The organism is Burkholderia sp. Ac-20345 (assembly GCF_017104825.1).
Lineage (GTDB): Bacteria > Pseudomonadota > Gammaproteobacteria > Burkholderiales > Burkholderiaceae > Burkholderia > Burkholderia lata_B.
This window is the reverse complement of record NZ_JAAGPO010000051.1, coordinates 29,648-53,785: the sequence shown is the minus strand read 5'-3', so window position 1 is coordinate 53,785 and position 24,138 is coordinate 29,648. Positions and strand designations below refer to the sequence as shown.

At 67.4% G+C, this 24,138-nt stretch carries 23 protein-coding genes and 1 pseudogene; 13 read left to right on the top strand and 11 right to left on the bottom strand.

Annotation, left to right across the window (positions count from 1 at the left end):
- Window positions 1-17 precede the first annotated feature (17 nt).
- Together G3O06_RS19810 and G3O06_RS19805 are read right to left on the bottom strand one after the other, a co-directional pair.
- Entirely contained in the window at window positions 18-584 is a 567-nt protein-coding gene (locus tag G3O06_RS19810) for a helix-turn-helix transcriptional regulator (protein ID WP_205817210.1), read from the bottom strand.
- 34 nt (window positions 585-618) lie between these two features.
- Window positions 619-1,257 (bottom strand): hypothetical protein, encoded by a 639-nt coding sequence (locus tag G3O06_RS19805; protein ID WP_205817209.1) that lies wholly within the window; start codon window positions 1,255-1,257, stop codon window positions 619-621.
- A 337-nt stretch (window positions 1,258-1,594) separates the two neighbouring features.
- Between G3O06_RS19805 and G3O06_RS19800 the strand changes: the two genes are divergently transcribed.
- From G3O06_RS19800 to G3O06_RS19790, 3 genes are all read left to right on the top strand, one after another.
- Window positions 1,595-2,998: a DUF308 domain-containing protein gene (locus tag G3O06_RS19800; RefSeq protein WP_205817208.1), complete on the top strand. Its 1,404-nt coding sequence runs from the start codon at window positions 1,595-1,597 to the stop codon at window positions 2,996-2,998.
- Between the two features lie 98 nt (window positions 2,999-3,096).
- Window positions 3,097-3,675, top strand: a complete 579-nt coding sequence (locus tag G3O06_RS19795) for a hypothetical protein (protein WP_205817207.1) — start codon at window positions 3,097-3,099, stop codon at window positions 3,673-3,675.
- A 133-nt stretch (window positions 3,676-3,808) separates the two neighbouring features.
- The gene (locus G3O06_RS19790) at window positions 3,809-4,540 is read left to right on the top strand and encodes a ribonuclease T2 (RefSeq protein WP_174917575.1); all 732 of its coding nucleotides are present in this window, start codon (window positions 3,809-3,811) and stop codon (window positions 4,538-4,540) included.
- 43 nt (window positions 4,541-4,583) lie between these two features.
- On the opposite strand, the gene G3O06_RS19785 is transcribed toward G3O06_RS19790, so the two are convergent.
- On the bottom strand, window positions 4,584-6,044 hold the full coding sequence (locus tag G3O06_RS19785; protein WP_205817206.1) for a fatty acid desaturase family protein: 1,461 nt from the start codon (window positions 6,042-6,044) through the stop codon (window positions 4,584-4,586).
- A gap of 61 nt (window positions 6,045-6,105) precedes the next feature.
- Between G3O06_RS19785 and G3O06_RS19780 the strand changes: the two genes are divergently transcribed.
- Entirely contained in the window at window positions 6,106-6,816 is a 711-nt protein-coding gene (locus G3O06_RS19780) for a hypothetical protein (RefSeq protein WP_205817205.1), read from the top strand.
- Window positions 6,817-6,825: 9 nt separating this feature from the next.
- A complete protein-coding gene (locus G3O06_RS19775; RefSeq protein ID WP_205817204.1) occupies window positions 6,826-7,941 on the top strand; it encodes a hypothetical protein in 1,116 nt (371 codons plus the stop codon).
- Here G3O06_RS19775 and G3O06_RS19770 read toward each other — a convergent pair.
- Window positions 7,929-8,828, bottom strand: a complete 900-nt coding sequence (locus G3O06_RS19770; RefSeq protein WP_205817203.1) for a hypothetical protein — start codon at window positions 8,826-8,828, stop codon at window positions 7,929-7,931. The genes G3O06_RS19775 and G3O06_RS19770 overlap by 13 nt on opposite strands.
- Window positions 8,825-9,718, bottom strand: a complete 894-nt coding sequence (locus tag G3O06_RS19765) for a metal-dependent hydrolase (protein WP_205817202.1) — start codon at window positions 9,716-9,718, stop codon at window positions 8,825-8,827. Before G3O06_RS19765 ends, G3O06_RS19770 begins: the two co-directional genes overlap by 4 nt.
- Window positions 9,719-9,813: 95 nt before the next feature.
- Here G3O06_RS19765 and G3O06_RS19760 point away from each other — a divergent pair, with 95 nt between their 5' ends.
- From G3O06_RS19760 to G3O06_RS19750, 3 genes are read left to right on the top strand one after another with little or no spacing between them, the layout of a single operon-like run.
- Window positions 9,814-10,752 (top strand): fatty acid desaturase, encoded by a 939-nt coding sequence (locus G3O06_RS19760; protein ID WP_205817201.1) that lies wholly within the window; start codon window positions 9,814-9,816, stop codon window positions 10,750-10,752.
- The gene (locus G3O06_RS19755) at window positions 10,752-12,350 is read left to right on the top strand and encodes a GH3 auxin-responsive promoter family protein (protein WP_205817200.1); all 1,599 of its coding nucleotides are present in this window, start codon (window positions 10,752-10,754) and stop codon (window positions 12,348-12,350) included. Before G3O06_RS19760 ends, G3O06_RS19755 begins: the two co-directional genes overlap by 1 nt.
- A 13-nt stretch (window positions 12,351-12,363) precedes the next feature.
- A complete protein-coding gene (locus tag G3O06_RS19750; RefSeq protein ID WP_241020143.1) occupies window positions 12,364-13,491 on the top strand; it encodes an aromatic ring-hydroxylating dioxygenase subunit alpha in 1,128 nt (375 codons plus the stop codon).
- A 33-nt stretch (window positions 13,492-13,524) separates the two neighbouring features.
- On the opposite strand, the gene G3O06_RS19745 is transcribed toward G3O06_RS19750, so the two are convergent.
- Window positions 13,525-14,469 (bottom strand): fatty acid desaturase family protein, encoded by a 945-nt coding sequence (locus tag G3O06_RS19745; protein WP_205817198.1) that lies wholly within the window; start codon window positions 14,467-14,469, stop codon window positions 13,525-13,527.
- Between the two features lie 91 nt (window positions 14,470-14,560).
- Window positions 14,561-16,090: an FAD-dependent monooxygenase gene (locus tag G3O06_RS19740; RefSeq protein WP_205817197.1), complete on the bottom strand. Its 1,530-nt coding sequence runs from the start codon at window positions 16,088-16,090 to the stop codon at window positions 14,561-14,563.
- A gap of 148 nt (window positions 16,091-16,238) precedes the next feature.
- On the opposite strand from G3O06_RS19740, the gene G3O06_RS19735 reads away from it, so the two are divergent.
- Window positions 16,239-16,913 (top strand): TetR family transcriptional regulator, encoded by a 675-nt coding sequence (locus G3O06_RS19735; protein ID WP_205817196.1) that lies wholly within the window; start codon window positions 16,239-16,241, stop codon window positions 16,911-16,913.
- A 53-nt stretch (window positions 16,914-16,966) separates the two neighbouring features.
- Here the strand turns inward: G3O06_RS19735 and G3O06_RS19730 are convergent, their stop codons facing one another.
- On the bottom strand, window positions 16,967-17,602 hold the full coding sequence (locus tag G3O06_RS19730) for an isochorismatase family cysteine hydrolase (RefSeq protein WP_205817195.1): 636 nt from the start codon (window positions 17,600-17,602) through the stop codon (window positions 16,967-16,969).
- A gap of 208 nt (window positions 17,603-17,810) precedes the next feature.
- Here G3O06_RS19730 and G3O06_RS19725 point away from each other — a divergent pair, with 208 nt between their 5' ends.
- Window positions 17,811-18,197, top strand: a complete 387-nt coding sequence (locus G3O06_RS19725; protein ID WP_205817216.1) for a VOC family protein — start codon at window positions 17,811-17,813, stop codon at window positions 18,195-18,197.
- A 462-nt stretch (window positions 18,198-18,659) separates the two neighbouring features.
- Here G3O06_RS19725 and G3O06_RS19720 read toward each other — a convergent pair whose 3' ends face one another.
- From G3O06_RS19720 to G3O06_RS19710, 3 genes and pseudogenes are all read right to left on the bottom strand, one after another.
- Window positions 18,660-19,064: a nuclear transport factor 2 family protein gene (locus G3O06_RS19720; RefSeq protein ID WP_205817194.1), complete on the bottom strand. Its 405-nt coding sequence runs from the start codon at window positions 19,062-19,064 to the stop codon at window positions 18,660-18,662.
- 131 nt (window positions 19,065-19,195) lie between these two features.
- A pseudogene (locus G3O06_RS19715) lies at window positions 19,196-19,803 on the bottom strand (class I SAM-dependent methyltransferase).
- Window positions 19,804-20,150: 347 nt separating this feature from the next.
- Window positions 20,151-21,065, bottom strand: a complete 915-nt coding sequence (locus G3O06_RS19710) for a glutaminase (protein ID WP_205817193.1) — start codon at window positions 21,063-21,065, stop codon at window positions 20,151-20,153.
- Window positions 21,066-21,284: 219 nt separating this feature from the next.
- Between G3O06_RS19710 and G3O06_RS19705 the strand changes: the two genes are divergently transcribed.
- From G3O06_RS19705 to G3O06_RS19695, 3 genes are all read left to right on the top strand, one after another.
- Window positions 21,285-21,995: a response regulator gene (locus G3O06_RS19705; RefSeq protein WP_069260487.1), complete on the top strand. Its 711-nt coding sequence runs from the start codon at window positions 21,285-21,287 to the stop codon at window positions 21,993-21,995.
- Between the two features lie 64 nt (window positions 21,996-22,059).
- Entirely contained in the window at window positions 22,060-23,190 is a 1,131-nt protein-coding gene (locus G3O06_RS19700) for an ATP-binding protein (protein ID WP_174971874.1), read from the top strand.
- Window positions 23,191-23,507: 317 nt separating this feature from the next.
- On the top strand, window positions 23,508-24,131 hold the full coding sequence (locus tag G3O06_RS19695) for an NAD(P)H-dependent oxidoreductase (RefSeq protein WP_205817192.1): 624 nt from the start codon (window positions 23,508-23,510) through the stop codon (window positions 24,129-24,131).
- Window positions 24,132-24,138 lie beyond the last annotated feature (7 nt).

Here is a 24,138-nt window from a genome sequence, read left to right as displayed (position 1 = left end):
TCGTTGCAATCCGGCGATCACGCATCCTGAAGCGTCTCCACGAGCCGCGCGGCCGACCCGTCGGACAACGTCATCCGCGTCCACCGGCACATGCTGCCGTGGATCGGCACGACGCGCGACGCATTCGCGCCGGTGTCGAATTCGACGCTCGGCGGCCCCGCATGGTCATGCCAGCCGAGCGTATCGAGCGCGGTTTCCATGCGGACGATCTCCGGCGTCGCGTAGCGCCACAGCGACGTGCCGAGCAACATCGACAGCGGCTGCGAGAATTCGGCCGCGCGCGCGGGCGAAGACGCGAGCAGGCGGTGCGTGAGGTCGCACACGAGATGCATGCGACCCGCACTGCCCGCGACGAGCCGCGCGAGCGCGTGATCGCCGGCGGAATCGAGGCGCGCGGCGAGCAGCCGCTCGGCGGTCGCGCGCTCGTCGGGCGACATCTGCTGGAGGCCGGCTTCCCAGCGCGAGATCGTCGATTGCGCGACGCCGAACAGCTCGGCCGCGTGGTTTTGCTTGACGCGGTGCAGCGCGCGCCAGCGCTTGAGTTGCGGGCCGAGCGGCGGCGTATGAAGTGGTGAGGCGGTCATGGCGATGCTCCTGTTGCGCTCGTACCGCATGCCTTTACATGATCCGGAGGCCGCCGTTCGCCTTGATCGCAATTGCCGCGAACGGCAAAAGCACGACACCGCCCAGCACGAGCACGCCGTCGGCGGCAACCGTGATCGGCGTGGCGAGAATCCGCAGACCCATGCCGACGACGGACGGCGATTGCCTGATGTAGACCGAGTAAGGCCGGTTGAACGGCTGCGTGCTCGTCTTGTACTTTTCGGCGAACCCTTCCGTCGAATAGCGCTTGCCGCTGATGTCGCCTTCGAGCACGAGGTCGGCCTGCGCGGCGGTAAAGCCGTCGGCGGCGGCCGCCTGCCGATCGTCGTCCGACGCGTCCTTCGGCAGCACGATCCGGTAGTGGCCCGTGACGCTGCCGCCGCTCGCGTGAAAGGCGGCGAACGTCGTGTGCAGCGATTTCCGGTAGCCGGACATCAGGACCGGCCGCAACTGCGCCGGCAGATCGAAGATGTAATGGTAGTCCGTGCCCAGGACGACCAGTTTCTTGCCGTCCTCGGTCATCATGAATCCGGACACTTGCTCGCTGTATCCGTCTTCCTTGTACAGCTTCGGCGTGAAACAGCCCGACAGTGCGAGGCTGCTCGCAGCCATGCCGGCGGCCAGCAGGCGCCGGCGCGTGATCGATACGTTCATTGTTGTTGTCCCGTCTATTGCGGTTCGGTTCAGAGGCTTTCGCCCTCGGAAGCCGGATTCTCGCGTATCCGCCGCGCGTTGTCGAACGGGAAATCTGCCACGGCAGCGGCCGGCCAGCCCCGTCCTTGCCGTGCCGACAACGTTTTCGTCGCGCTTTCAACCGTCTCCGCCATATCTTATTATTTGGCCGGTGTGGGGGCGTACCGGCCGCCAACGGTCATGTCGAGGCATGACGCGCCGGTACGAATTACCGCCTTTCGGCTTGCGCGTCGCGCGGTCGAAACGACAGGAACCGCGTGACCAGCGCGTTTCCCGAAAAAAATGACGAGAGGGCGCGATGGTACGACTGGTCTTGCTGCTGCTGGGTATCGAATACTTGCGCACCCGCTGGCGTGGGCTGACGGTGCTCGGCTGGGTGTGGGTCGTGGCGGGCGTCGTGATCTTCGTCGATGCGCTCGACGGTGCGCTGCACTTTCCGATCCAGATCTTTGCGTGGCTGTTCCTGATCGAGGGGCTTGCGACGCTCGCGGTGGCCGGCAGCGGCGTCGGCGGGCAGCGCATCCTGCGCTACGTGAAGGGGATCGTGGTCGTGATCGCCGCCGGGCTCGTGTTCGCGGGGCATCACCACGGCCATTTCCTGCTGTCGATGATCTTCGGCACGCTGTTCCTGGTCGACGGGCTGCTGCAGTGCACCGCCGCGTGGATGGTGCGCTATCGCCGCTGGAACGTCGCCTTCGCATGGGGCGTCGTCGAGATCCTGCTGGCCATCTTCTTCTATCAACCGTACCCGACGCACTACGTGGGCACCGTGCCGTACTGCCTCGGCCTGCTGCTGATATTCGGCGGGATGCACATGCTGAGCCTCGCCGCGCGCGTGCGGCGGCTGACGCGTAATCCGGCGTTCGCGACGTCGCCGGCGCCGGCACTCGCGCCGGACCTCGACGATGCGCGCGACCGGCCGCATTTCGCCCAATCCGAATGGGACGGCCCGCCCGCCGACGGCGAGCATGCGCTCACCGTGCACGTGTGGACGCCGACCGGCACGTCGAAGGCCGAAGCGCAGCGCTATCCGGTGATCGACCGGTATATCGCGGCCGTGGATGTGAACGGCGTGATCTCGACCGGGCACGCGGCGCTGGAGTCGCCCGAAGGGATCTATATCAGCCTGTATCCGGGCGTCGAAATCGATCGTTCTCCGGACGAATTCACGCGCATCCTGCGCGCGACGCGCGAAAACGACGTGCCGGGCTTGTTCCAGCCCGACTACGCGACCGAGTCGAAGGCGTGGTGTCCGTCGACCGTGCGCGTGCGGATCCGCAATTACGATCCGGCGAAGCTGGACGCCTTCTGGTCGTCGTACCGGCAGAACGTGACGTACAACCTTACGCACCGCAACTGCTCGAGCACCGTGTCGAACGCACTCGAAGCCGCGCTCGACGGCGCGGTGTGGCGGCTGAAGGGGGCGCGTGCGGGGTGGGGCGCGTTCGTGCGGCTGCTGCTCACGCCCGAGCTGTGGGTCGCTGCGCAGATCCGCAAGCGCGCGGTGACGATGGCGTGGACGCCCGGGCTGACGCTCGACTATGCCCGTGCGCTCAGCATGCTTGCCGACCCGCGGCCGTTCGCGTGGTGGAAGGTCGCGCGCTCGGCCGTGAAGGCGATCATGGCCTCGCGCCGCACGTGGCGCGAGCAGGACAACGCTGCGCTGTCGCCCGGCGGATCGGAGGCTGCGTCGATGAAGTGATCGCGTGCCGCCGGACGAGGGCCCGGCGTCACAGCGACCGCCGCCGCGCGGCCCGGCGATGTTGCCCGCCACGAGAACCCACAAACATACATACAACAATGAACAAGACGAGAGCGTTCCGCATCCTGATTCCCGCCGCGCTGGCACTGACGAGCGCCGGCTTCGCGCACGCGAGCGCGGACGAAGTGCCGCGCATGAGCAACGATGTGTACCGGACGTCGGTGTCGTTCTGCTCGAACGTCGCGACCGCCGAGAAGATCGAGTGTCAGGGCGACATGATCGCCGCGGGCAGCCGGATCGTCGCGGCGATCGGCGGCCTGCCGCCGGCATCCGCCACGACGATCGACGAAGGCGCGCGCAACAAGCTGCCTGTGGCGGAGCGCAAGGGGCTTGCGCCCGTCGAGCCGGGCGCGATCGACAAGGACGACGACCTCGCCGGTCTCGCCGGCATGGTGCGCCTGTGCGACGTCTACGAATCCGAACCGGCGTCGCGTGCGCGGCATCACGCGGCGCTGAAGCAGCAGGCGCCGGGCGCCGCGCCGCGCGTCGAGGCGTTGCTGGTCGATGCGTCGACGGCGGCGCGCCAGCGCGTCAGCATCGGCGTGTGGCAGATCCTCGCGCTCGAAGGCCCTGAATCGATCACACGCGCGTGCACGCAGCTCGGCGCCGGGTCGTGAGCGAAAGCGTGCCGCCGGACATCATTCGGCTACCTTCACATTCGTGCCACGTTGCGTCGGCAACAATCGCGGGCAGACATTCGACAACCTTGCGGCGCATCCCGCGACCGCAAGCCTTTTCCGAGGAAACGCCATGCTCAAGACGCTCGCCCGCGCCGCTGCCGCACTCGCCGTCGCTTCCGCTTCACTGCACGCCACCGCGCAGACCAGCTACGACTACCTGTTGCTCGCCGCGTCGTGGGAGCCCGGCTTCTGCGCGTCGCACGACACGCCCGAATGCACGAACCTCGCCGGCACGTATGCGGCGACGAGCCTGTCGCTGCATGGCCTGTGGCCGAACAAGTACGACGGCAACCAGCCGTTCTACTGCGGCGTGCCGCAGAACGACATCGACCTCGACAACGCGCACCAGTGGTGCAGCATGGACGCGTACCCGATCAGCAGCGCAACCCGCAATACGCTGTCGACGTACATGCCGGGCGTCGCGTCCTGCCTCGACAAGCACGAGTGGTTCAAGCACGGCACCTGCTCGAACTCGGCGACGCCCGATGCGTACTGGAACCAGGCGTCCGGCATGATCAGCCGTCTCGGCAATACGTCGTTCAACACGTTCCTGCAAGCGAACGCAGGCAAGACGGTCACGCGTAACCAGCTGCTGTCGGCGTTCGAAGGCGCATTCGGCAGCAATACGCGCAGCGCGGTGTCGCTGAAGTGCACGAAGACGAATGGCGTGAGCTACTTCACCGAAGCGTGGATCGCGGTGAAGACCAATGCGACCGCGCAGTTCCCGAGCGCCGCGTCACTCGTGACGGACGGCAATACGCAGGGCACGTGCCCGACGTCGGGCGTGTATATCGCGAAGTAACGGGGAACGGCGGCGCGCGCGACATCGTGCGCGCCGTCGCCCGTTACGGCTTCGGCGGGATGCCCGACCACAGCAGCCGGGCCAGCTCCGGTGCGTCGAGTTGCGGCTCATGTTCGTCGACTGCGTCGGGCAGCGCATGCCATGGCACCGCCGGATTCCGGTGATGCTGCAGATGAAGGTTGATGTGATATGGCCACACGAACACGCGGCCGATCCAGCCCGTGCGCCATGAATACGTCCAGTCGGCCCAGCCCGGCGTCGCATGCGGGCCGCCGCTGTGCTCGGCCATGCTGCGGATCTTCTGCAGCAGTACCGACAGCGTGAGCAGCGGCACGAACCACAGCGCCGCGACCAGCACGATCGTTTGCGCGGAACAGGCCCACACGAGCAGCGCGATGATGACCACCCATACTGCCGCGGCTGCCTGGAACGGCCGGCCGAGCCACGTGTTCTGCCCGCCCGCGCGCCAGAATGCCGCCATGTTGCGCGCCATGTTCAGCACGAGCAGGTCGCCGAGGAACTGCCGCGCAAGCGGCCACGCATCGAGCGGCCGGAACTGCCACGGCTGGTCGTGATAGAGAAACTGGCGCTCCGGGTCCTGCGCGGTGCCGAGATGGCGGTGATGCGCGAGATGCAGCGGCCGGTAGAACTCGACGGGCACGAGCCCCGGCACGCCGATCGCGACGTTGATCAGGAAGTCGTTGAAACCGCGGCGGCGCGTGAGGTGATAGTGGGCCGCGTCGTGATACAGGATGAACAGCGCATGCTGCCGCGTCGCGATGACGAGCACCGCAAGCGCATACAGGTACCACGCGCCGAGCGCGACGGCCACGCGGATCGCAACGACGATGCACGCCCATTCGAGCAGTGCGGCCGCAATCGTGCGCAGGTCGACTTTGGTGCGCAGCAACGCGAGCGTGAACGTGCCGGCCGCGATGCCGATCGCGCCGCCCCACGCGACATCGGCGGCGCGATGCTGGCCGGTGGTCAGGACGGTCACCATCAGCAGCGCGCTCCACGCGGCGAACAGCACGGCTGACCGTTGCCGCAGCACCAGCAGCACGATCGCGATCGCGACCGGCAGCGCGACGTGCCCGCTCGGCGATGCGGCAAGCGGCGCATCGATCCGCCGCAGCCACGCGATCCAGTCGTCATGAGTGGGCGGCCATGCGACGGCGGTCGGATGCAGCAGATGGCACACGAGGCAAACGCCGGCCGCGAGCGCGCCGGCGAAGAATGCCGGCAGCAGCCATGCGCGGCCGCGCCCGAGCCAGACGAGCGCGGGCATCGCGAACAGGTAGCTGAGGTAGAGCGGCACGGTGCCGGACAGCAGTGGAACCGCGCGATCGAGCGCGCCCGCCGGAATGACCGTGACCGGCCCGAGCGGCAGGTGCGTGACGAATGCGTAGACCGCGCCCGTCACGATGAGATAGGCGACGAGCAGCAGCCAAGGCCGGGCGATCGGCGTGTCGTTCGCATCCTGGCGGGAAACGGCGTTGGACATGGCGGGAGCAGGCGGGTAACGGGCTATCATAGCAAGCTGTTCAGTCTTGCAGGAGTAACCGATGGAGTTGCGCGCCACCGCCGTCGAACGGGCGGCCCTGGGCCCGGACGACATCGAGCGGATGTTCTCGTTGTATGCGGCGTCCTATTGCGACACGGTCCGTGCGCAGTTCGACCGCGACCTCGGCGACAAGACGCACTGCATTGTGCTGCGCGACAGCGGCGGTGCGATCCAGGGCTTCTCGACGCTCAAGCAGTACGAGACACGCTGGCGCGACGCGTCGATCCGCGTGATCTTTTCTGGCGATACGATCATCGATCCCGCGCATTGGGGCACGCAGCATCTCGCGTTCGCGTGGATCCGCCACGCGGGCGACGTATGGCGGCAGGCGCCCGCCGTGCCGCTGTACTGGTTCCTGATCTGCAAGGGGCATCGCACCTATCGCTACCTGCGTGCGTTCGCGCGCGACTACGCACCGCGCGCCGACAACCTGACCGCACCGGCCACGCAGGACCTGATGGATTACCTGGCCGCGAGCCGCTACGGGCACGCGTACGACTCCGCCACCGGACTGCTGTCGTTCGACATGCCGCAGGGCCGGCTCACGCCCGCGCTCGCGGAGGTGCCGGCCGCGCACCGGCGGCTGGCCGACGTCGACTTCTTCCTCGCTCGCAACCCCGGCTATGCACGGGGCGACGAACTCGTGTGCCTGTGCGAACTGTCGGCGTCGAACCTGCGGCCGCTCGCGCGCCGGCTGTTCGACGGCGTGTGAGCAGCGCACATGCGGATCCGTCTCGCGCAACCGGCCGACAACGCGCGCATCCTCGATTTCCAGTCCCGCCATGCGATGCAGGGCAGCCTGCCGCTGCGCTTCGATCGTGCGCCCGACTACTTTGCGCTGCATCGTTGCCACGCGCCGCACCATGAGGTCTGGCTCGCGGAGGATGAGCGCGCGGCGCTGAAGGGGCTCGCGAGCATCGTCGTGCGCGACGGCTATCTCGGCGAACGGGCGCAGCCGGTCGCCTATCTCGGCGACCTGCGGTTGATGCCCGACCGGCGGCTGTCGCGCGAGTGGACCGACTCGGTGCGCGAACGCTTCGCGGCGCTACGCGCCGACGCCGGCGTGCAGCATGCGTATTGCTGCATGATCCGCGACAACCAGCTCGCGGTGCAGTCGCTCGCACGGTCGCGGCGCGAGAACCGGCTGCGTTTCACGCACTGGTACGGCTACGAGAACGTGTCGATCTATGCGCAGCGCGGGCTGTCGTCGGCGCCGCGCAGCGTGCCGGGCGTGCGGATCGTCGACGCGCAGCCGCATCACGCGGACGCACTGCGCGCGTTTCTCGATGCCGAATCGCGCCGCCAGCCGTTCGGCGGCGTGTTCTCCATGGACGAATTCGCGCGGCGGCTCGACACCTGGCCGTCGTTCGGTATCGGCGCGTTTCTGCTGGCGCTCGACGCGCACGACAACCTGCTTGGCTGCGTCGCGCCATGGGATGCCGGCGATATCAAACGGATCGTGCTCGAACGGCTGCCGTTGCCGCTGCAGGCGGTCCGTGTCGCATTCAATGCATTCGCGCCCGCATTGCGCCGCCCGCGTATCGCGGCGCCCGGCGAGCCGTTGCGCGACGTCTACCTGACGCACCTGCAGGTGCGCGACCGGGATCCGTCCGTGTTCGCGGCGCTGCTCGATGCCGCCTGGCTGCGCGTGCGCAACAGTCATGCGCTGATGCAGTTGTGCCTGTATGACGGCGATCCGCTCGGGCCGGCGCTCGCGCGCTACCACGCGGCGCGTACGCCGATGGATCTCTACACGCTGTCGACCGGCGAGCCGGCCGTGCCGATCGACGGCCTGCTGGCCGGCCGCGTGCCGGGTTTCGAGATCTACCTGGTCTGAGCGCGCGTGACGTACAGCAGGTCGGCGAGCGCGAGCCAGAAGCGGCCCGCGTCGAAGCCGAGCCCGCCGAGCACGGGCTGGCCGTGGTCGAGCCGCGGCAGGCAGACCTGCGGGATGCCGGCCATCACCTGGTGTTCGAGATAGAACTGCCCGTCGTGCGCGCAGCCGGGACGATGCCCGTTCAGTCGCCCGTGATGCGAATCGAAGCGCGTGGATGCTTCGACGGACCAGCTCACGCCGTGCACGAGATGCAGGTCGCGCGGCAGCGCGGCAAGCATGTCGCCGATGTGCGGATCGCGCCGGCTGCTGATGTCGCGTGTGCCCGCGTTGGCCCAGCGCGTGCGCAGCATGCGGCGTGCGATGCGGTCGGGCCACGGCGCGGCCACGTGCGGCGGCATGCCGTGGCGGAAGATCGTATCGACGATCGCGGACGGGCCGCACGGCGGCTGCATGAGGGCGAGGCCCGCGCAACGCGCCGCCAGCGCCGGGTCGCCGACGAGCGCGGCGAGCGTGTCGATGCCGCCCTTGCTGTGCGCGAGCGCGACGAATTCGCCACCGGCCGGCAGATGCGTGCGCAGGTACGCACCGATATGCGCGCCCTGATCGAACACGCCGCGCGCGGAGCGCACCGGCACCGTCAGCACGCGATAGCCAGCCGCGCCGAGCGTCTGCCGCGCGCTGCGATTGCAGCCGGGCAACCATTCCGAATACAGCCCAGCGACGAGCACGACCGTCGTCGTCAGCGGCAGGCGGGCGGTGCGCCGCGTCCAGCCGTCGATGAACGCGTCGGTCCGGTCGAGGTGCGCCGCGGCACGCGCGAACGGCGTCGCCGGATAGTGGCGCCGCCAGTCGTCGAACCCGTTGGGCGTCCACGGTGCGCGCGTCATGCGTGCGACTCCGGTTCTGGTTCTGGTTCGGCGCTGGCCAGATACGGTTCGAGCGCGGTGCGAGCCGCGCGCAGTGCCGCGTCGCTGTCGAGGCGATCGGGATGGAAGCGCGGCGAGAACCAGAACAGCCACATCGGCATCACGCGCGTGAAGATGCCCGGCGCGACGAACAGCCAGCGCAGCAGTTGCAGCCAGCCGCGCACGTTCCAGGTCTGCCCGTCGACGGCGACGAGGCGGTGCACGAAATAGATCAGGTCGATCACGAAGTAGACGGAGATCCCGAGCATGGCCGCGCAGCGCACGACGTAGCGCCGCACCGCGTTCGGCATGGCCGCCGCGAACACGTCGAACGCGACGGTCTTGTGCTCGGTTTCCTCGATCGCATGCCAGCGCCACACGGCCGCCATCGTCGGGTCGGCGCCGTCGAGGATCGCCGGGTCGCTCAGCAGCCGGTGCGCGAGGATCGTCGTGTAGTGCTCGAGGCACGCGGTCAGCGCGAGCCGCGTGACGGGCGATACCTGCCGCGCGGCATTGCGCTGGCGTTTTTCGAGCAGTGCTTCGAGCGCGTCGACCGGCACGCGCTGGGCTGCGAGGCGAGCGTTGTAGAGCCGGTGCACGCGGATATGCGACGCTTCCTGCCGCACGAACGCGTCGACGTCGGCCGCGAGCGTCGCATCGCCGCCGACCTGGTCGCGAAACGGCCGTACGCTTTCGATGAAGAAGCGCTCGCCGAGCGGGAACATCACGGAAAACGCGTCGAAGAAGCGCGTGACATGGCACGTGCCGCGATACCAAAAGCGCGGAATGCGTTCGTCGATCGCGAAGCGCACGTCGCGGGTCGGCATGCGCGACGCGGGGCTGTCGGCGGGCGTGCGGTGAAACGGCTGCATGCTAGCTCCGCCTCACCAGGGACGGGGCGTGGGCCGTTACCGGCGGCTGACGCATCTGTTGTATCCTCCCGTGCAAACAACCGCCATTCCGAGCCATGAACCGACCGAGCGCGCAAGCCGCTGCCGCGCAGACCCGACGTTATGATCGCGCGAACCTGCTCGTGCTCGCGCTGCAGAGCGTGGTGTGGGCCGGCACGCTCACCTGGCTTTCGCATACCGGCGTGGGCGCGATCAAGTGGCTCGTGCTCGTGCCGTTCTGCCTCATGATGCAGGGCGTTTTTTCGATGATGCACGAAACCTTCCACGGGTTCGGGCATCGCCGGCCGATCGCGAATTATATGATGATGTGGTGGGCGTCCACGATGTTCGGTGCGGCCGCGACGCTCATCCACGTGAACCATCTCGGCCATCACGTGCGCAACCGCACGCGCGCCGAGCGCGCGGATTTCGCGACCGCGGACGAATCGCTGCTGCGCAAGCGCATCGAATACTATGTGGCGATCTTCGGCGGCATCTGGCTTGGCAGCTTCGTCGGCAGCTTCGTGCTCGCGCTGGTGCCTAGCCGCACGATGCAGCGGCTCGCCGCGCGCGGCGACGACAACACCTACGCGGCCGCCTTCAAGGAATTCACGACGGCCGACTTCCGCCGCATCCGCTACGAAACGCTCGCCGCGGTCGGCGCTTGGCTGTTGGCCGGCTGGCTGCTCGACTGGTCGGCGTCGGCGGTGCTGATCGCGTATGTCGCATTTGCGTTCTCGTGGTCGTCGCTGCAATGGGTGTACCACATGCGCACGCCGCTCGACGTCGTCGAAGGCACGTACAACATGCGTGCGCCGACACCGGTGCGCTGGCTGCTGCTGAACTTCAACTACAACCTGACGCATCATCGCCGCCCCGCGTTGCGCTGGCAGGACATGCACGCGGTGTCGGACCTGCGCGAGACGCGGCCGCTGTGGTACGGCTGGCTCATGATCTTCGCGCCGCCGCGCCGGCTGCCCGACGATCTCGCGCAACTCGACAAGACCTATTTCTGATGGATACCGCCGCTCGCAGCCTGGCCGACGCATGGCGCACGTTCGCGCGCGCCGCGCAGCCGGACGTCGATCGCTGGCAGGCCGGGCTCGAAGCGCCGGGCGACGCACAGGCGCGGCGGCTCATGGCGTTGTTCGCCGCGAACCGCGATACGGCGTTCGGGCGCCGGTTCGGCTTCGATCGGATCGACAGCCCCGCGCAGTTCCGTGAGCGCGTGCCCGTGCATGCGGCTGCCGATTACCTGCCATGGCTCGATCGCGTGTCGCACGAAACGGAACCGGTGCTGACCGCCGAGCGCCCGGTGTTTCTCGAACGGACGAGCGGCAGCACCGCGCGCCAGAAGCTGATTCCTTATACGCCCGCGTTCCTGCGCGAACTGCAGGCCGCGATGACCGTATGGCTGGCCAACATGTATCGCGCCTGTCCGGCGCTCGGCGACGGGCGCGCGTACTGGTCGATTTCGCCGCCGCTGCAGGCGCCCGGTGTCGCGGCCAACGGGATCCCGGTCGGCTCGGCGAGCGATCTCGACTACCTCGGCGACAGCAGCGCGGCCGCGCTCGCATCGACGGTGCTCGTTCCGCCGCTGACCGGTAACGCGGCGACGTGGCGGCGCGAGACGCTGCGCGCGCTCGTCGCGGACGAAGCGCTCGCGTTCATCAGCGTATGGAGCCCGACGTTCCTGACGAGCATGCTGCGCCCGCTGTTCGATCGCGACGATGCCGACGGCGCACGCGATCTCGCATGGGTCGAAGCGTCGCTTCCGGCCGACCGCCGCGCGGCGCTGCGCCGTGCGATCGGGGATGGCGATTGCCGTGCGCTGTGGCCGCGCCTGGCCGCCGTGAGCTGCTGGCTGGACGGGCCGAGCAAGCATTACGCCGACGCGTTGCATGTGCGGTTTCCGCAGGTGCAATGGCTGCCGAAAGGGTTGTTCGCGACGGAAGGCGTCGCGAGCATTCCGTTCGGCGCCGGTGAGGGTTGCCCGCTCGCGATCGGCAGCCACTACCTTGAATTCGTGCGCGACGACGGCAGCGTGTGCGACGTCGAAGCGCTGCGACCCGGCGACGACGCACAGGTGCTGCTGACCACCGGCGGCGGACTGTATCGCTATGCGCTCGGTGATCGCGTCCGCGTGGTCGGCATGAGCGCACGCACGCCGCGCATTGCGTTCGTCGGGCGTGCGGCGGCGAGCGTCGATCTCGTCGGCGAGAAGCTCGACGAACAGATTGCGGCCGAAGCGCTGAATCGCGTACGTGGGCTGCACGGCGAAGTCGGTGCGTGCATCGTGCCGTGTGTAGCGAAGGAAGGGCTGCCGCATTACGTGCTGTGCGTCGCCGGCGATATCGACGCTGACGCGGCCGGCGCAATGTGTGTAGCCATCGAGACCGAACTGGCGCAGGCGTTTCACTACGCGCACGCACGCCGCCTCGGCCAGCTCGGCCCGCTGCGCGTGCGACGGCTGGGCCGGTCGCCAGAACGGCTCGGCGACATGCTGCAACAGGCAGCCGAACGGGCCGGCATCCGTGCGGGCGACGTGAAGCCGTGCGCACTCGTGACGCGGTTGCCGGTGGCCGATGCGTTGCTTGCGATGACGAATGACTGACGCGATGAACGACATGATCGAACCACGCGGATGCGGCCACGACTGCCCGTCGCGCGATGCAGCCGGTGCGCAGGAGCATGCGCCGCCGGCCGACGGCCTGCACGAGCAATGGTTCGTCGCGTGCACGGAACGCGAACTCCCGCGCGACAAGCCGCTCGGCGTGCGGATCCTCGATACCGGCATCGTGCTGTTCCGGCAGCGCGACGGCCGGATCGCCGCGCTGATCGACCAGTGCGTGCATCGCGGCACGCGGCTATCGGCCGGCAAGGTCGACCGCGACACGCTCGTGTGCCCGTATCACGGCTGGCGCTACGACGGCGAAGGGCAGGTCGTCCACGTGCCGAGCATCGACGGCACGCAGCCGACCGGCACGCCCGGCCGCTTTCCGTTCCGGCAGCGCACGCTGCCCGTGCAGTTGCTCGACGGGCTCGTGTGGGTGTATCTCGGCACGGGCGATCCGTCGGCGCGCGCGATCTTCCGGATGCCGTTTTGCGACGTCGCGCCGTGGCAGTCTTACTACATGGTCAACACGTTTGACGGCGACATCGCGATGCTCGCGCAGAACTTCATGGACGTGCCGCATACGGTATTCGTGCACGACGGGATCTTCCGCAGCAGCCGCGGCCAGGCGATGGAAGCAACGGTTGCGACGACGCCGGACAGCGTCGCCGTCACGTATCACGACGGCGACGACAAGATCGGCTTCTGTCTCGACTGGCTCACGAACCCCGATCGCGTGCCGCTCGCGCACGTCGACCGCTTCATCGCGCCGAACGTGACTCGCTGCGACTATCTGTGGGGCGAACGTTCCGGGTTCCTGATCGTCAGCCAGATCACGCCGATCGATGCACGCCGCTCGCGCGTCTATACGTACATCGCCTATCGCTTCCGGCTGCCGCGCTGGCTGCTGCGCGCGCTGCGGCCGCTGCTGAACCTGTACACGCACCTCGTGATCCAGCAGGACGTGCGGATCATGCGCGCGCACCGGCAGGGCCTCGACAACGCGCCGGGCTTCCGTCCGCACAACGTGCGCGCCGACATCGTGCACGTCGCGATCGACCGGCTGCTCGATGCGGTGAAGCGCGACGAGCCGCTGCCGGCCGCGCAGTGCGGCGAGAAAGTGATGCGGTTCGAACTGTAGGCGCGGCACGCAGGGCCGCGCGGGGCGGGGCGTCTAGCGCGTGGAGCCAGCCTGATCCGGCGTGAATGCGGTGCCGTCCGTCAGGTAGCGGTGCACGGCCGGCAGATGCTCGAGTGCGAGCGCCGGATACGCGTGATGCACCTGATGATAGCCGATGTTGCGCGGATACAGCACGAGCTTGCCGATCCAGCCGAACGTCATCGTGCGTGTCATTTGCCAGATCGATTCCAGCGTACGTTCGTCGATCTCGACGTGCTGATGTTCGAGCAGCACGCGGTTCGCGTTCATGATCCCGCCGACGATCCACGGCAGTCCGTAGTACGTGAAGAACGGCAGATCCCAGTGCACGACGGCCGCGATCGCGAGCAGATAGCCCGCGCAATGCGGCAGGTCGGCACGCGCGCATGCGATGACTTCAGGGTGACGGCGCAGATCCTGACGTGAGCGATCCTGCATGAAGCCGCGCGCATACCACGGCCGGAACGCGGGCCACGCGAGCGCGAGCGGCGCCATCAGCGCGCGCAGCGGCCACCAGACCGGCAGCAGCGCGCCTCGCAGCATCATCACGCGCTGCGCCCACCCGCCGCGTGCAGCCAGCCGGTGCAGGTACGGATCCTCGGCGGTGCCGACCGCACGGTGATGGCGCAAGTGGTGATAGCGCATCGCGGCGATCGACGAACCGATCGTCCAGCCGGCGAGCGCTTCGACGAGCGCGAGCGGCAGCGTCATGCGCCGCATCGGGAGATGGCAGGCATCGTGCAGGATCACGCCGAATGCCTGCAGCCGGCCCGCGATCAGCAGTACGGCCGCGACATAGACGAACGGATTCGGCACGAAGCGGATCGCGGCCCAGCACAGCAGGATGCCGAGCCAGTCGATGCACGCATAGCGGACGAGCCGCCACGGCCGCGCGCCGGCGGCGAACGGCAGCGTGCGGTTCAGTTCGGCAGGCGTCGGCAGGGCGGATGGTGTGGGCATTCGATGAGGTCGGGCGCGGCGTCGATGGCAGGCATGCAGGCGTATCGGTCGGCAATATACACCGGATTCTTCAGACGACGAGCGGCCGCATTCAACGCGCGGCGCATGGCTTGCCGAACCAGCGCATCGCCGCGTGCGCGGCGTCGTCGACGTTCGAAGCATCGTCACCGGCCCACGCGACGACCCCATCGGGCCGCACGAGCACGGCGCGCAGTCCCAGCCGGTCTTTCACATCGCTCGCGAGATACGCGATCCGGTCGCGCCAGCGGGCGGCGAGCGCCTGAAACGGCCTTCCTGCATCGAAGTCCAGCAGCACGCCCTTGCCGTGCCTGACGTGTTCGCCGAGCCGCGTTCCGTCGACGAGTTCGAAGTCCGGAACGCTGCGCCCCACGAGCGGATGGCCGCCGCCGAGATCGTACGCAACGGACACCCCCCACACGCGCTCGGCGAAATAGGTCGCGCCGTCGCACGTGTCGACGAGATCGCGGACGATCGCCTCGAGCGCGCGCGAACTCCGGGCCGGCCGCATCAGCGCGACCTGCGCGCGCGACCAGTCGAGCACGCGGGCGCCCACCGGATGCCGCTCTTCGGAATAGCTGTCGAGCAGGCCGGCCGGCGCGTCGCCGCGGATCGTGGCGGCCAGCTTCCAGCCGAGATTCATCGCGTCGCCGAGCCCGAGGTTGAGGCCCTGGCCGCCGAGCGGCGAATGGATGTGCGCGGCGTCACCCGCGAGCAGCACGCGGCCATTGCGATAGGTCGTCGCCTGGCACGCGCGGTCCGTCCACGTGGTGGCGAGCCGCAGCGCCGTCAGCGTGACGCCCGTGCCGGACACGCGACGCAACACCGCCTGTGCATGGTCGAGCGTGACCGGCCCGCGCCGGTGGAACGCGCCACCGTCGAATTCGACCATCGCGAGGGTACCGGGCGGCGTGTACGTGTACATGCCGGTCGCGGTGTAGTGACGGCCGGGCGGCAGCGCGCCCGGATCGTCGAGCACGGCTTCGATCGAGTAGCCGGTGAATTCGGGATCGGTGCCGGCGAACGTGAAGCCACCGGCCTTGCGGACCGTGCTGCGGCCACCGTCACAGCCGACGAGCCAGCGTCCGCGCCACGTGTTGCCGCTTGCGTGCAGCGTCACCGCGTCGTCCTCGTCCGACTGGTCGAAGCCTTCCACGCTGATGCCGCGCAGGATCTCGACGCCGGCCGCGCTCGCGCGGGCGGTCAATGCGGATTCGACGCGTTCGAGATCGGTCGGCATGTGGGTGCCGGCCGGGCCGGGCAGGCGGTACGGCCATCGGGACGTATCGATGCGGTCGTGGAAGAACGGGATGCCGGCGAAATGGCCGCCCGGACGGCGCGCCTGCCGCATCCAGTGCGCGGTGTCGTACGCGCCGGGCGGCATCGTGATGTCGTCGAGCAGGCCGCGACGGTAGAACGCTTCGAGGGTGGGCGCCGACAGGCCGCGCATGCCGAACGGCAGCCGCTTCAGCGGGGAGGACGGGTCGCCGGCCTGCTCGACCACTAGTACCGACAGGCCGGCAAGGCGCAACTCGCAGGCGAGGAACAGGCCGACAGGGCCGGCGCCGGCAATCAGGACATCATGGGTGACGGGCTGGGTCATCGAGGGCTCGGTTTCCGGCCAGGGTGGGCCGGCGGCGGTGATGAGGGCGCACCTGACGGGTGTCGTGCGTTGCGAAGGGGAATCTAATGGAACGTCGTTCCATTGCGAGATATTGGAACGTTGTTCCAAATGTGTCAAGCTACCGCGCATGACAACCCGAAACCGAACCGAGCGGCGCGCCGACGCGCTGTCGAAAGAGCGGATCGTCGACGCCGCGATCGAGATCCTCGACAACGAAGGCGAGGGCGCGCTGACGTTTCGCGCGCTTGCCGCGCACCTGGCGACCGGAAGCGGCGCGATCTACTGGCATGTCGCAGACAAGCACGACCTGCTCGCGGCGGCCGCGGATCGGGTGATCGCGGGCGCGATGGCGGATGAGTCGAGCGCGCCTGACGACGATGCGGCGGAGGCGATCCGACGCGTCGCGTTGCGTTTGTTCGACGCGTTCAGCGCGCATCCGTGGGTGGGCGCGCAGTTGTTCCGCGCGCCGTGGCAGGACGCGGTGCTGCGCATCCTCGAAAGCGTCGGCGGGCACCTGCAGGGGTTGGACGTGCCTGAGCCCGCGCAATTCAACACGGCATCCGCGCTGATGCACTACATCTTCGGGCTGGCTGGCCAATATGCAGCGGGTGCTCGCCTGCATCCGCGCGATCCGGGGCAGCCGGAGGTCGTTGCGACCGTCGCCGACCGGTGGACGCAACTCGATCCGGCGGCGTATCCGTTCGTGCGCAAGGTGGCGGCGCAGCTGGCCGCGCACGACGAGCGCGAGCAGTTCGTGGCCGGCATCGACCTCATCCTTAAGGGGATCGGGACGGCCCGGTAGCGATCATTCCGTGGGCCGATTCGGGCGAAGCTGTTAGCTCGTCACGCCCGCGCTTACGCGAGCAGCCGCAACGCGTCCGCGAGCGACAGCACCGTCGTGCGCGATTCGAAGGCGGTGGAAAACAGGTGCTCGTGGACCACCGGGTCCGGGTCGTAGCAGCAGTCCTTGATCGTATACAGGCGAAAGTCCGCATCACTCGCGTGGGCGATCGACGACAGCATCACGCCCGTCGACGCGATGCCGACCATGATCAGCGAATCGACGCCTTGCTCGACCAGCCGCGCTTGCAGATCGGTGCCGAAGAACACGCTGGCGCGGTGCGCGATGATCAGCGGCTCGTCGGCCTGCCGGCCGAGTTCCGGCGACGGGCCATCGTCGATGAACAGGCCGAGCTGCTTGATGCCCTGGCCGTTCTTGTTGCGTGGGCTGACTTCCGGATAGCCGGGGCTGAACCGCAGGTTCGCGAACCAGACGCCGATGCTGCTTGCCCGCGCCGCATCGCAGAGCCGGCGCGTATTGGCGAGCAGTTCGGGCGCGACCGACGGAAAGAGGCCGAGGATGTCGGTCTGGTAATGCATGACGAGCAGCGCGGTGCTTGACGGCACGATCGGGGGAATCGGCGCGGATGGGCTGTCGCCGGGAGTCGTGCGGGTTGCCGTTGCGATATCCGGTGTGTTTTGCCGAGTCATGAACGAGGGTCTCCGATTGCCCGCGGGGATTTTCAGCGTCCCAGAGTTGTACCGGAAAATCGGGGCGGCTGCCGATGCGATTTTCGTAGGGGTGTTCTATCGTGCCGCGAGCCGGCGCATATACTGGCGTGCGCTTCGTCGAGTGTCGAAAAACGACGTCCGGCGCAATGCGATCTCAAGTCACGGTGTACAACGCGAGCCCAATGTCATGCCAGTTACCGGATTCAGTCACTACAACCTGCGGGCCGATCGGCAGACACTCGAAGCGCTCCGCGATTTCTACGTCGACATCGTCGGCTTGCGGGAAGGGTTTCGCCCGCCGTTCAAGAGCTTCGGGTATTGGTTGTACGCGGGCACACAGGCCGTGCTGCATCTGTCGGAAGCGCGGCCGGGCGAGTTGCGCCCGTCAAACGTTGCCAATACGTTCGATCACGTCGCGTTCTCCTGTGCGGACGCCAACGAAATGACGCGTCATTTGACCGACGCCAACGTGGATTTCACGCGCGCGCACGTTCCGCTCACCGGCCAGGTGCAGATTTTCTTCCGCGATCCGGCAGGCAATGGCGTCGAGTTGAATTTCGCGCAAGCCGATTGAGCGGGGCAGGTTGAAGGAGTCAACGAGTCGGTGCCGCGAACTGCCGGGCACGTTCAACTGACCGGGGCCATTCGGACACTTGATCAGGGGCGAGTGCCATGGAAGGGCAATGCCGCCATTGAGCCTGCCGGCGCATGCCGATATCGGCGGGCCGCTGTTGCTGCGGCCCAATCGCGTGTGGCGCCGGCACCTCGGAGAATCGACCGCCCCGAACAAGGCGTCAACCACGCCAGTACCGGCGTGCAGGCACCCCTGAAATATAAAGCGAGTACGTTGCCCCGGTGCCGGCCAGGCGGCCGAGTGCGGCGCTGCCTTCGACGGCCGGGTTCGACCAATCGCAGCCGTTCGTGAGGGGCCGCTTTCGGGACCCGACAAAAGGAGTCCTCCCTGGCCGGCGAGTGGGGCGGTGAACTCGGTGCGAGCCAATGTGTTGCACACCGGCTCGGTGCACGTGCGGTAGCCTTACCGTCGATACGCGGCCGCTTCAGCCGCGGTATCGTGGTACTCGGTAAACTTCGTGATGCTTCCGTTTTCGATCGTGAACACATGCACCCAGTCGTCCTCGTATGTGCTCCCGGTCGAGTGGACGTGCCAGCGCTGTGTGCCGAGCACTACGATCCTGTCGCCGCTGGCGATGAATTCCAGCGGCTCGAACCGTTCTGCGGTTTGCTCCGACGAAAGGATCTCGAAGAACGTCGCGACCTCCTGCGGCCCATGTCTTCGACCGACGAATGGAACAATGTCTGTCGGCCCCGGTATGAACCAGTCGACGTTTTGGGAGAGTGTCCGCAGGATGCCGTCGATATCGGCCCTGCCGAACGCCGCGTATGCTTGCTGCACCAGTTGCAAGTTGCTTTGTTCGCTCATCGCCGCCTCCCGTTATCGCCGGTTCCTGCCGTGCGCTGCAGAGTTTGCCCCGCATGCAATTCATCATAGTCGGCGTTCCGGCTGACACGCGTTAGATTCGACGTTGATTACCGTCAGCAAACCGGGCCCCACTATAGTGTCGCCACAATCACATGCGCCTGAATTTTGCCGGCCACCGGCCCTTTGCCATGGCGGTCGGCAATTGCCTCTGTCGCGCGTTCCGTAGCGAGCTGAAGCAAGCCGGCGTCGCGCGCCTCGATTTCGTTGCGCAGCGGCGTTCCGAGGCAATGGGCGGTCGCGACGTCGCGTACCGAAGCCGCGCAACTCACCTTCTCGCGTGTCTCGATCCCGATGTCGGCGAATCCTGTGCGGCTCAACTCCTCACGGATCAGCGCGATATCGTGATAGCCGTGCGGCGTGCGGGCGAGGAATCCTGGAGGGTCGTGCGCGTCGGCCTGTCTCCATTCGATCCGGCTATCGCCCCCGGTCTGGTGGCGGCATAGTCGAGCATGGGCTGATTGAGGTCGGTCGCCACGTAGCGAGCGCCAGCACAAAGCTGCGGCGCGAGCGCGCGAGTGACCACGCCACTGCCGGCCGCCGTTTCAAGCACCGAGCGGTGCGAGGAGGCTGCGACAATTTCCGCTAGGTCGGCCGCATAGGCCTCAAAGATCAGCGGGACCATCAGCGAGTTGTAGAACTTCGGGATTGAGCCCGCAAACACCTTGTCGCGCTCAGTCATGGTGCCCCTTTGAAAGCCCTTGATGGCGCCCTTGGCCATGCATTGCAGAAGGGGCCGATCCGCTGAGGCGAGTCCGCTGCCTGGACGGACATTTGCAACGGCCTGTTATGGTGCGCGCATACCAGCCTCGTCAACGAGATCACCGGATGACGTTGTCCAATAGGCTCGCTTTCGTCATATCTGACGCGGTGATGCTGCGAATGGCCGTTAGTGGACGAGCAATTTCAGCTGCCTTGTGACCGCAGAGGGTTGCTGCCGATGGCGGAAATCCTCGTTGAGCACGTCGGCGCACGCCGATATGAATCGGCCGCCGTTGTGGCAGATGAGGCACGCTTAACCCCACCACCTCAAAAAATCGACCTTCCCGTATACGTCGTCAACCACTCCAGCGCCAGCGTCCCCGCCAGCGAGTTCCCGTTCGCATCGAGCCCCGGCGCCCACACGCACACGGCCATCTCGCCCGGCAGCACCGCGACGATCCCGCCACCAACGCCGCTCTTCGCAGGCAGCCCGACGCGGTACACGAAATCCCCCGCCGCATCGTAGGTGCCGCAGGTCAGCATCAGCGCCGACAGCCGTTTCGCGGAACTTGAATCGACAATCCGCTCGCCGGTCACCGGCGCGACGCCGCCATTCGCGAGGAACAGCGCGGCGCGTGCGAGCTCGACGCAGTTCATCGTGATCGCGCACTGGCGGCAATACGCGTCGATCACCGTGTCGGGCGGCATCTGCATGTTGCCGAAGCTCGCCATGAAGTGCGCCATCGCGCGGTTGCGCTCCGCATGCAGCAGCTCCGACTGCGCGACGCGCGAATCGTAGTCGATGTCGTTCGTGCCGATCAGCCGCCGCACGAATTCGACGAGCGCCGTCTCGGCCTTCACGAAGCGGCGGCACAGCACGTCGGTGACGACCAGCGCGCCCGCGTTGATGAACGGATTGCGCGGCTTGCCGCGCTCGCTCTCGAGCTGGACCAGCGAGTTGAACGCGTTGCCTGACGGCTCGCGGCCGACCCGTTCCCACAGTTCGTCGCCCAGCAGCTGGAACGCGAGCGTGCACGCGAACAGCTTCGAGATGCTCTGGATCGAGAAGCGCTCGTACGCATCGCCGACCGTGAAAACGTTTCCGTCGAGCGTCACGACGGCCATCCCGAACTTGTCGGCGGGCACTTTCGCGAGTTCGGGAATGTAATCGGCAACCCGTCCCTGGCCAATCCAGGGGGCGAGTTCGGTGCGGATGCGTTCGAGGATCGTCTGATAATTCATCAAGTCAGGCGGGTAGGTGAGCGGCCCGGATTCCGGCGAGCCCGTATGGAACCGTCCCGGCGCCGATTCGTCAAGCGCAGCCGATATCGCGCCCTTATTTTCAAGACCTCTAAACAGGCAATCGGCGGGCGCAGTATCATGCGGTACGTTTCGGCCAATGGCCGGCGTCCGGCACCGGCCGGCGCCGCCATGGCCTCCCCGATGATCCGACCGCCGCCCATGTCTTTTCGTATCCTGCTCGTCGAAGACGACACCCGCCTCTCCACGCTGATCGCCGGCTACCTGCGCAAGAACGACTATGAAGTCGACACTGTGCTGCATGGTGACGCCGCGGTGCCGGCGATCCTGTCCATTCGTCCCGATCTCGTCATTCTCGACGTGAACCTGCCGGGCAAGGACGGCTTCGAAATCTGCCGCGAGGCGCGCAAGCAGTACGACGGCGTGATCATCATGGTGACGGCCCGCGACGAGCCGTTCGACGAACTGCTCGGCCTCGAGTTCGGCGCGGACGACTACGTGCACAAGCCGGTCGAGCCGCGCATCCTGCTCGCGCGGATCAAGGCCCAGCTGCGCCGCGCGCCCGCGCGAGTGGCCGAGAGCACCGCGCCGCAGCCCGAGCGCTACGCGTTCGGCAAGTTCTCGATCGACCGTACCGACCGCTCCGTCGTGCTGCCCGACGGCAGCACACCCGACCTGACGTCGGCCGAATTCGACCTGCTGTGGGCGCTCGTGTGCCATGCGGGCGAAGTCGTCAGCCGCGACGACCTGATGCTGCAGTTGCGCGGCGTCGAATTCGACGGCCTCGACCGCACGATCGACGGGCGCATCTCGAAGCTGCGCCGCAAGCTGCGCGACGACGCGAGCAACCCGCAGCGGATCAAGACGATCCGCAGCAAGGGTTATCAATTCAGCAAGCACGCGTGGGAATGACGCGGCGTTCGAGCGACGCCGTCACGTTCCGCGCGGGCATTCCACCCGCCGGCCGGGAGCCGAGATGATCCGACGAACCCGTTCGCACCCCGATGCACCGCCGCTGCCGACGCTGCGCTACGTCAAGTGGCGCTGGCTGCATTTCCGCCGCGCGTGGACCGATACGCGCGCCGACCGCATTCCGAGCTGGTCGCGCCTTTACGTGCGCACCTACCTGCATCTGCTCGGCCTCGTGCTGCTGACCGCGCTCGTGCCGGCGCTCGCGCTGTGCGTCGAATTGTCGCCGCAGGTCGTGTGGCATGCGTTCGACTCGCTGCCCGGCGACATCTGGATCGTGCTCGTATTCGTGTTCGCCGCGCCCGCGCTCGCGGCATACCGGTGGATGCGGCCGGTGTGGTCGGATCTCGTGATGGTGCGCGAGCGCGCGATCGACTTCACGGGCGGGCGCTTCAATACGCGCGCCCGTGAATCGCACAGCGTGATCATCGGCCCGCTCGCGCGGACGCTGAATGCGCTCGCGATGCGCATGGAGCGGCTGATCGCCGCGCAGCGCGATCTCACGAACGGCATCTCGCACGAGTTGCGCACGCCGCTCGCGCGCGTGCGTTTCGCGCTCGAAATGCTGCGCGAACCGGGTTCCGCGGCCGAATACCAGGGCGCGCTCGAGAGCATCGCGCAGGACGTGACCGAGCTCGAAGAGCTGATCGACATGAGCCTTACGTATGCGCGGCTCGAATACAGCTCGCTGCAGTCGAACCTCGAGATGACGGCCCCTGTCGCGTGGTTCGAACATCAGGTCAGCGATGCGCAGCTGCTGTATCCGGAGCGCGCGATCGAGTCGCACATCGCGATCGCGTCGGACCTGCGCGTGAAGATGGACCGGCGGCTGATGTCGTATGCGATGCGCAACCTGTTGCGCAACGCGAGCAAGTACGCGAAATCGCAGATCGTCGTCGGGATCTCGCTCGTGCACGGCAACATCGGGATCTTCGTCGAGGATGACGGCCCCGGCGTGCCGGAGAGCGAGCGCGAGCGGATCTTCGACGCATTCGTGCGCCTCGACCGCCGCACCGGCGGCTATGGCCTCGGCCTGTCGATCACGCGGCAGGTGCTCCACGCGCACAACGGCCGGATCGCGGTCGTCGATCCCGTCCAGCTCGGCGGCGCGCGCTTCGAGATCAGCTGGCCGGTCTAGCGATACGCCGCACGGGCCGCGAGCCTCGATCGCAACAACAGCACGACAACACGACAGCACACAGCCGCGCGCGCCGGATTCGGGCGCGTCGCCGGCCTTTCCCGCCGTACCTTTCCCGCATCGATAACCTCCCCGCACCGCAATCGCATGACGATTCGTTTGCAGCGCGTGCGCGCTTTGCATTACGATTGCAATTGCAACTATATGACGGGCCGATCCATGAACTCGGAGGCGGGCGGCCCGTGACGCAGCAGTGAAGCCGGGGCCGCCACGATGGCCGCCCCCTTGTTCATGCATTCCTGTCCGGGTCACACATCATGCGGCTTTTGAACATCGTGTCTTCTCCCCGTGGCGCCAGGTCGGCTTCGGTCGCGGTCGCCAATGCGTTTGTCGATGCGTACCGGGAGACGGGTGCAACGATCGACGTCGATACGCTGAATGTCTGGGAGGAAGACTTGCCGGACTTCGGCAGCGACGCGATCGGCGCGAAGTACAAGGGTGTCGCAAACGCGCCGATGGACGAGGCCGAACAGTCGATCTGGCGGCGCATCCAGTCGCTCGTGAAGCGCTTTCAGGAAGCGGACCGGATCGTCGTCGGCGTGCCGATGTGGAATTTCGGCTATCCGTACAAGCTCAAGCAACTGATCGATCTCGTCAGCCAGCGGAACATGCTGTTTACGTTCGACGGCAACGCGTACGCGCCGCTGCTGGAGATTCCGCGCGCGCTGGTCATCCATGTTCGCGGACAGAGCCGGGAAACCGGCGCGGGCGCCGACAATCCCGGGTTCCGGCACCAGGCCGACTACATCGAATTCTGGCTGAGGTTCATTGGCGTGAGCGAGGTCAGAAGCCTGACCGTCGAACACACGTGGAGTGCGCGGGCAAGCGACAGCATCGAGCGGGCGCGCGCCCGGGCGGTCGCGATGGCCGCGGAGTTCTGATCCGCGC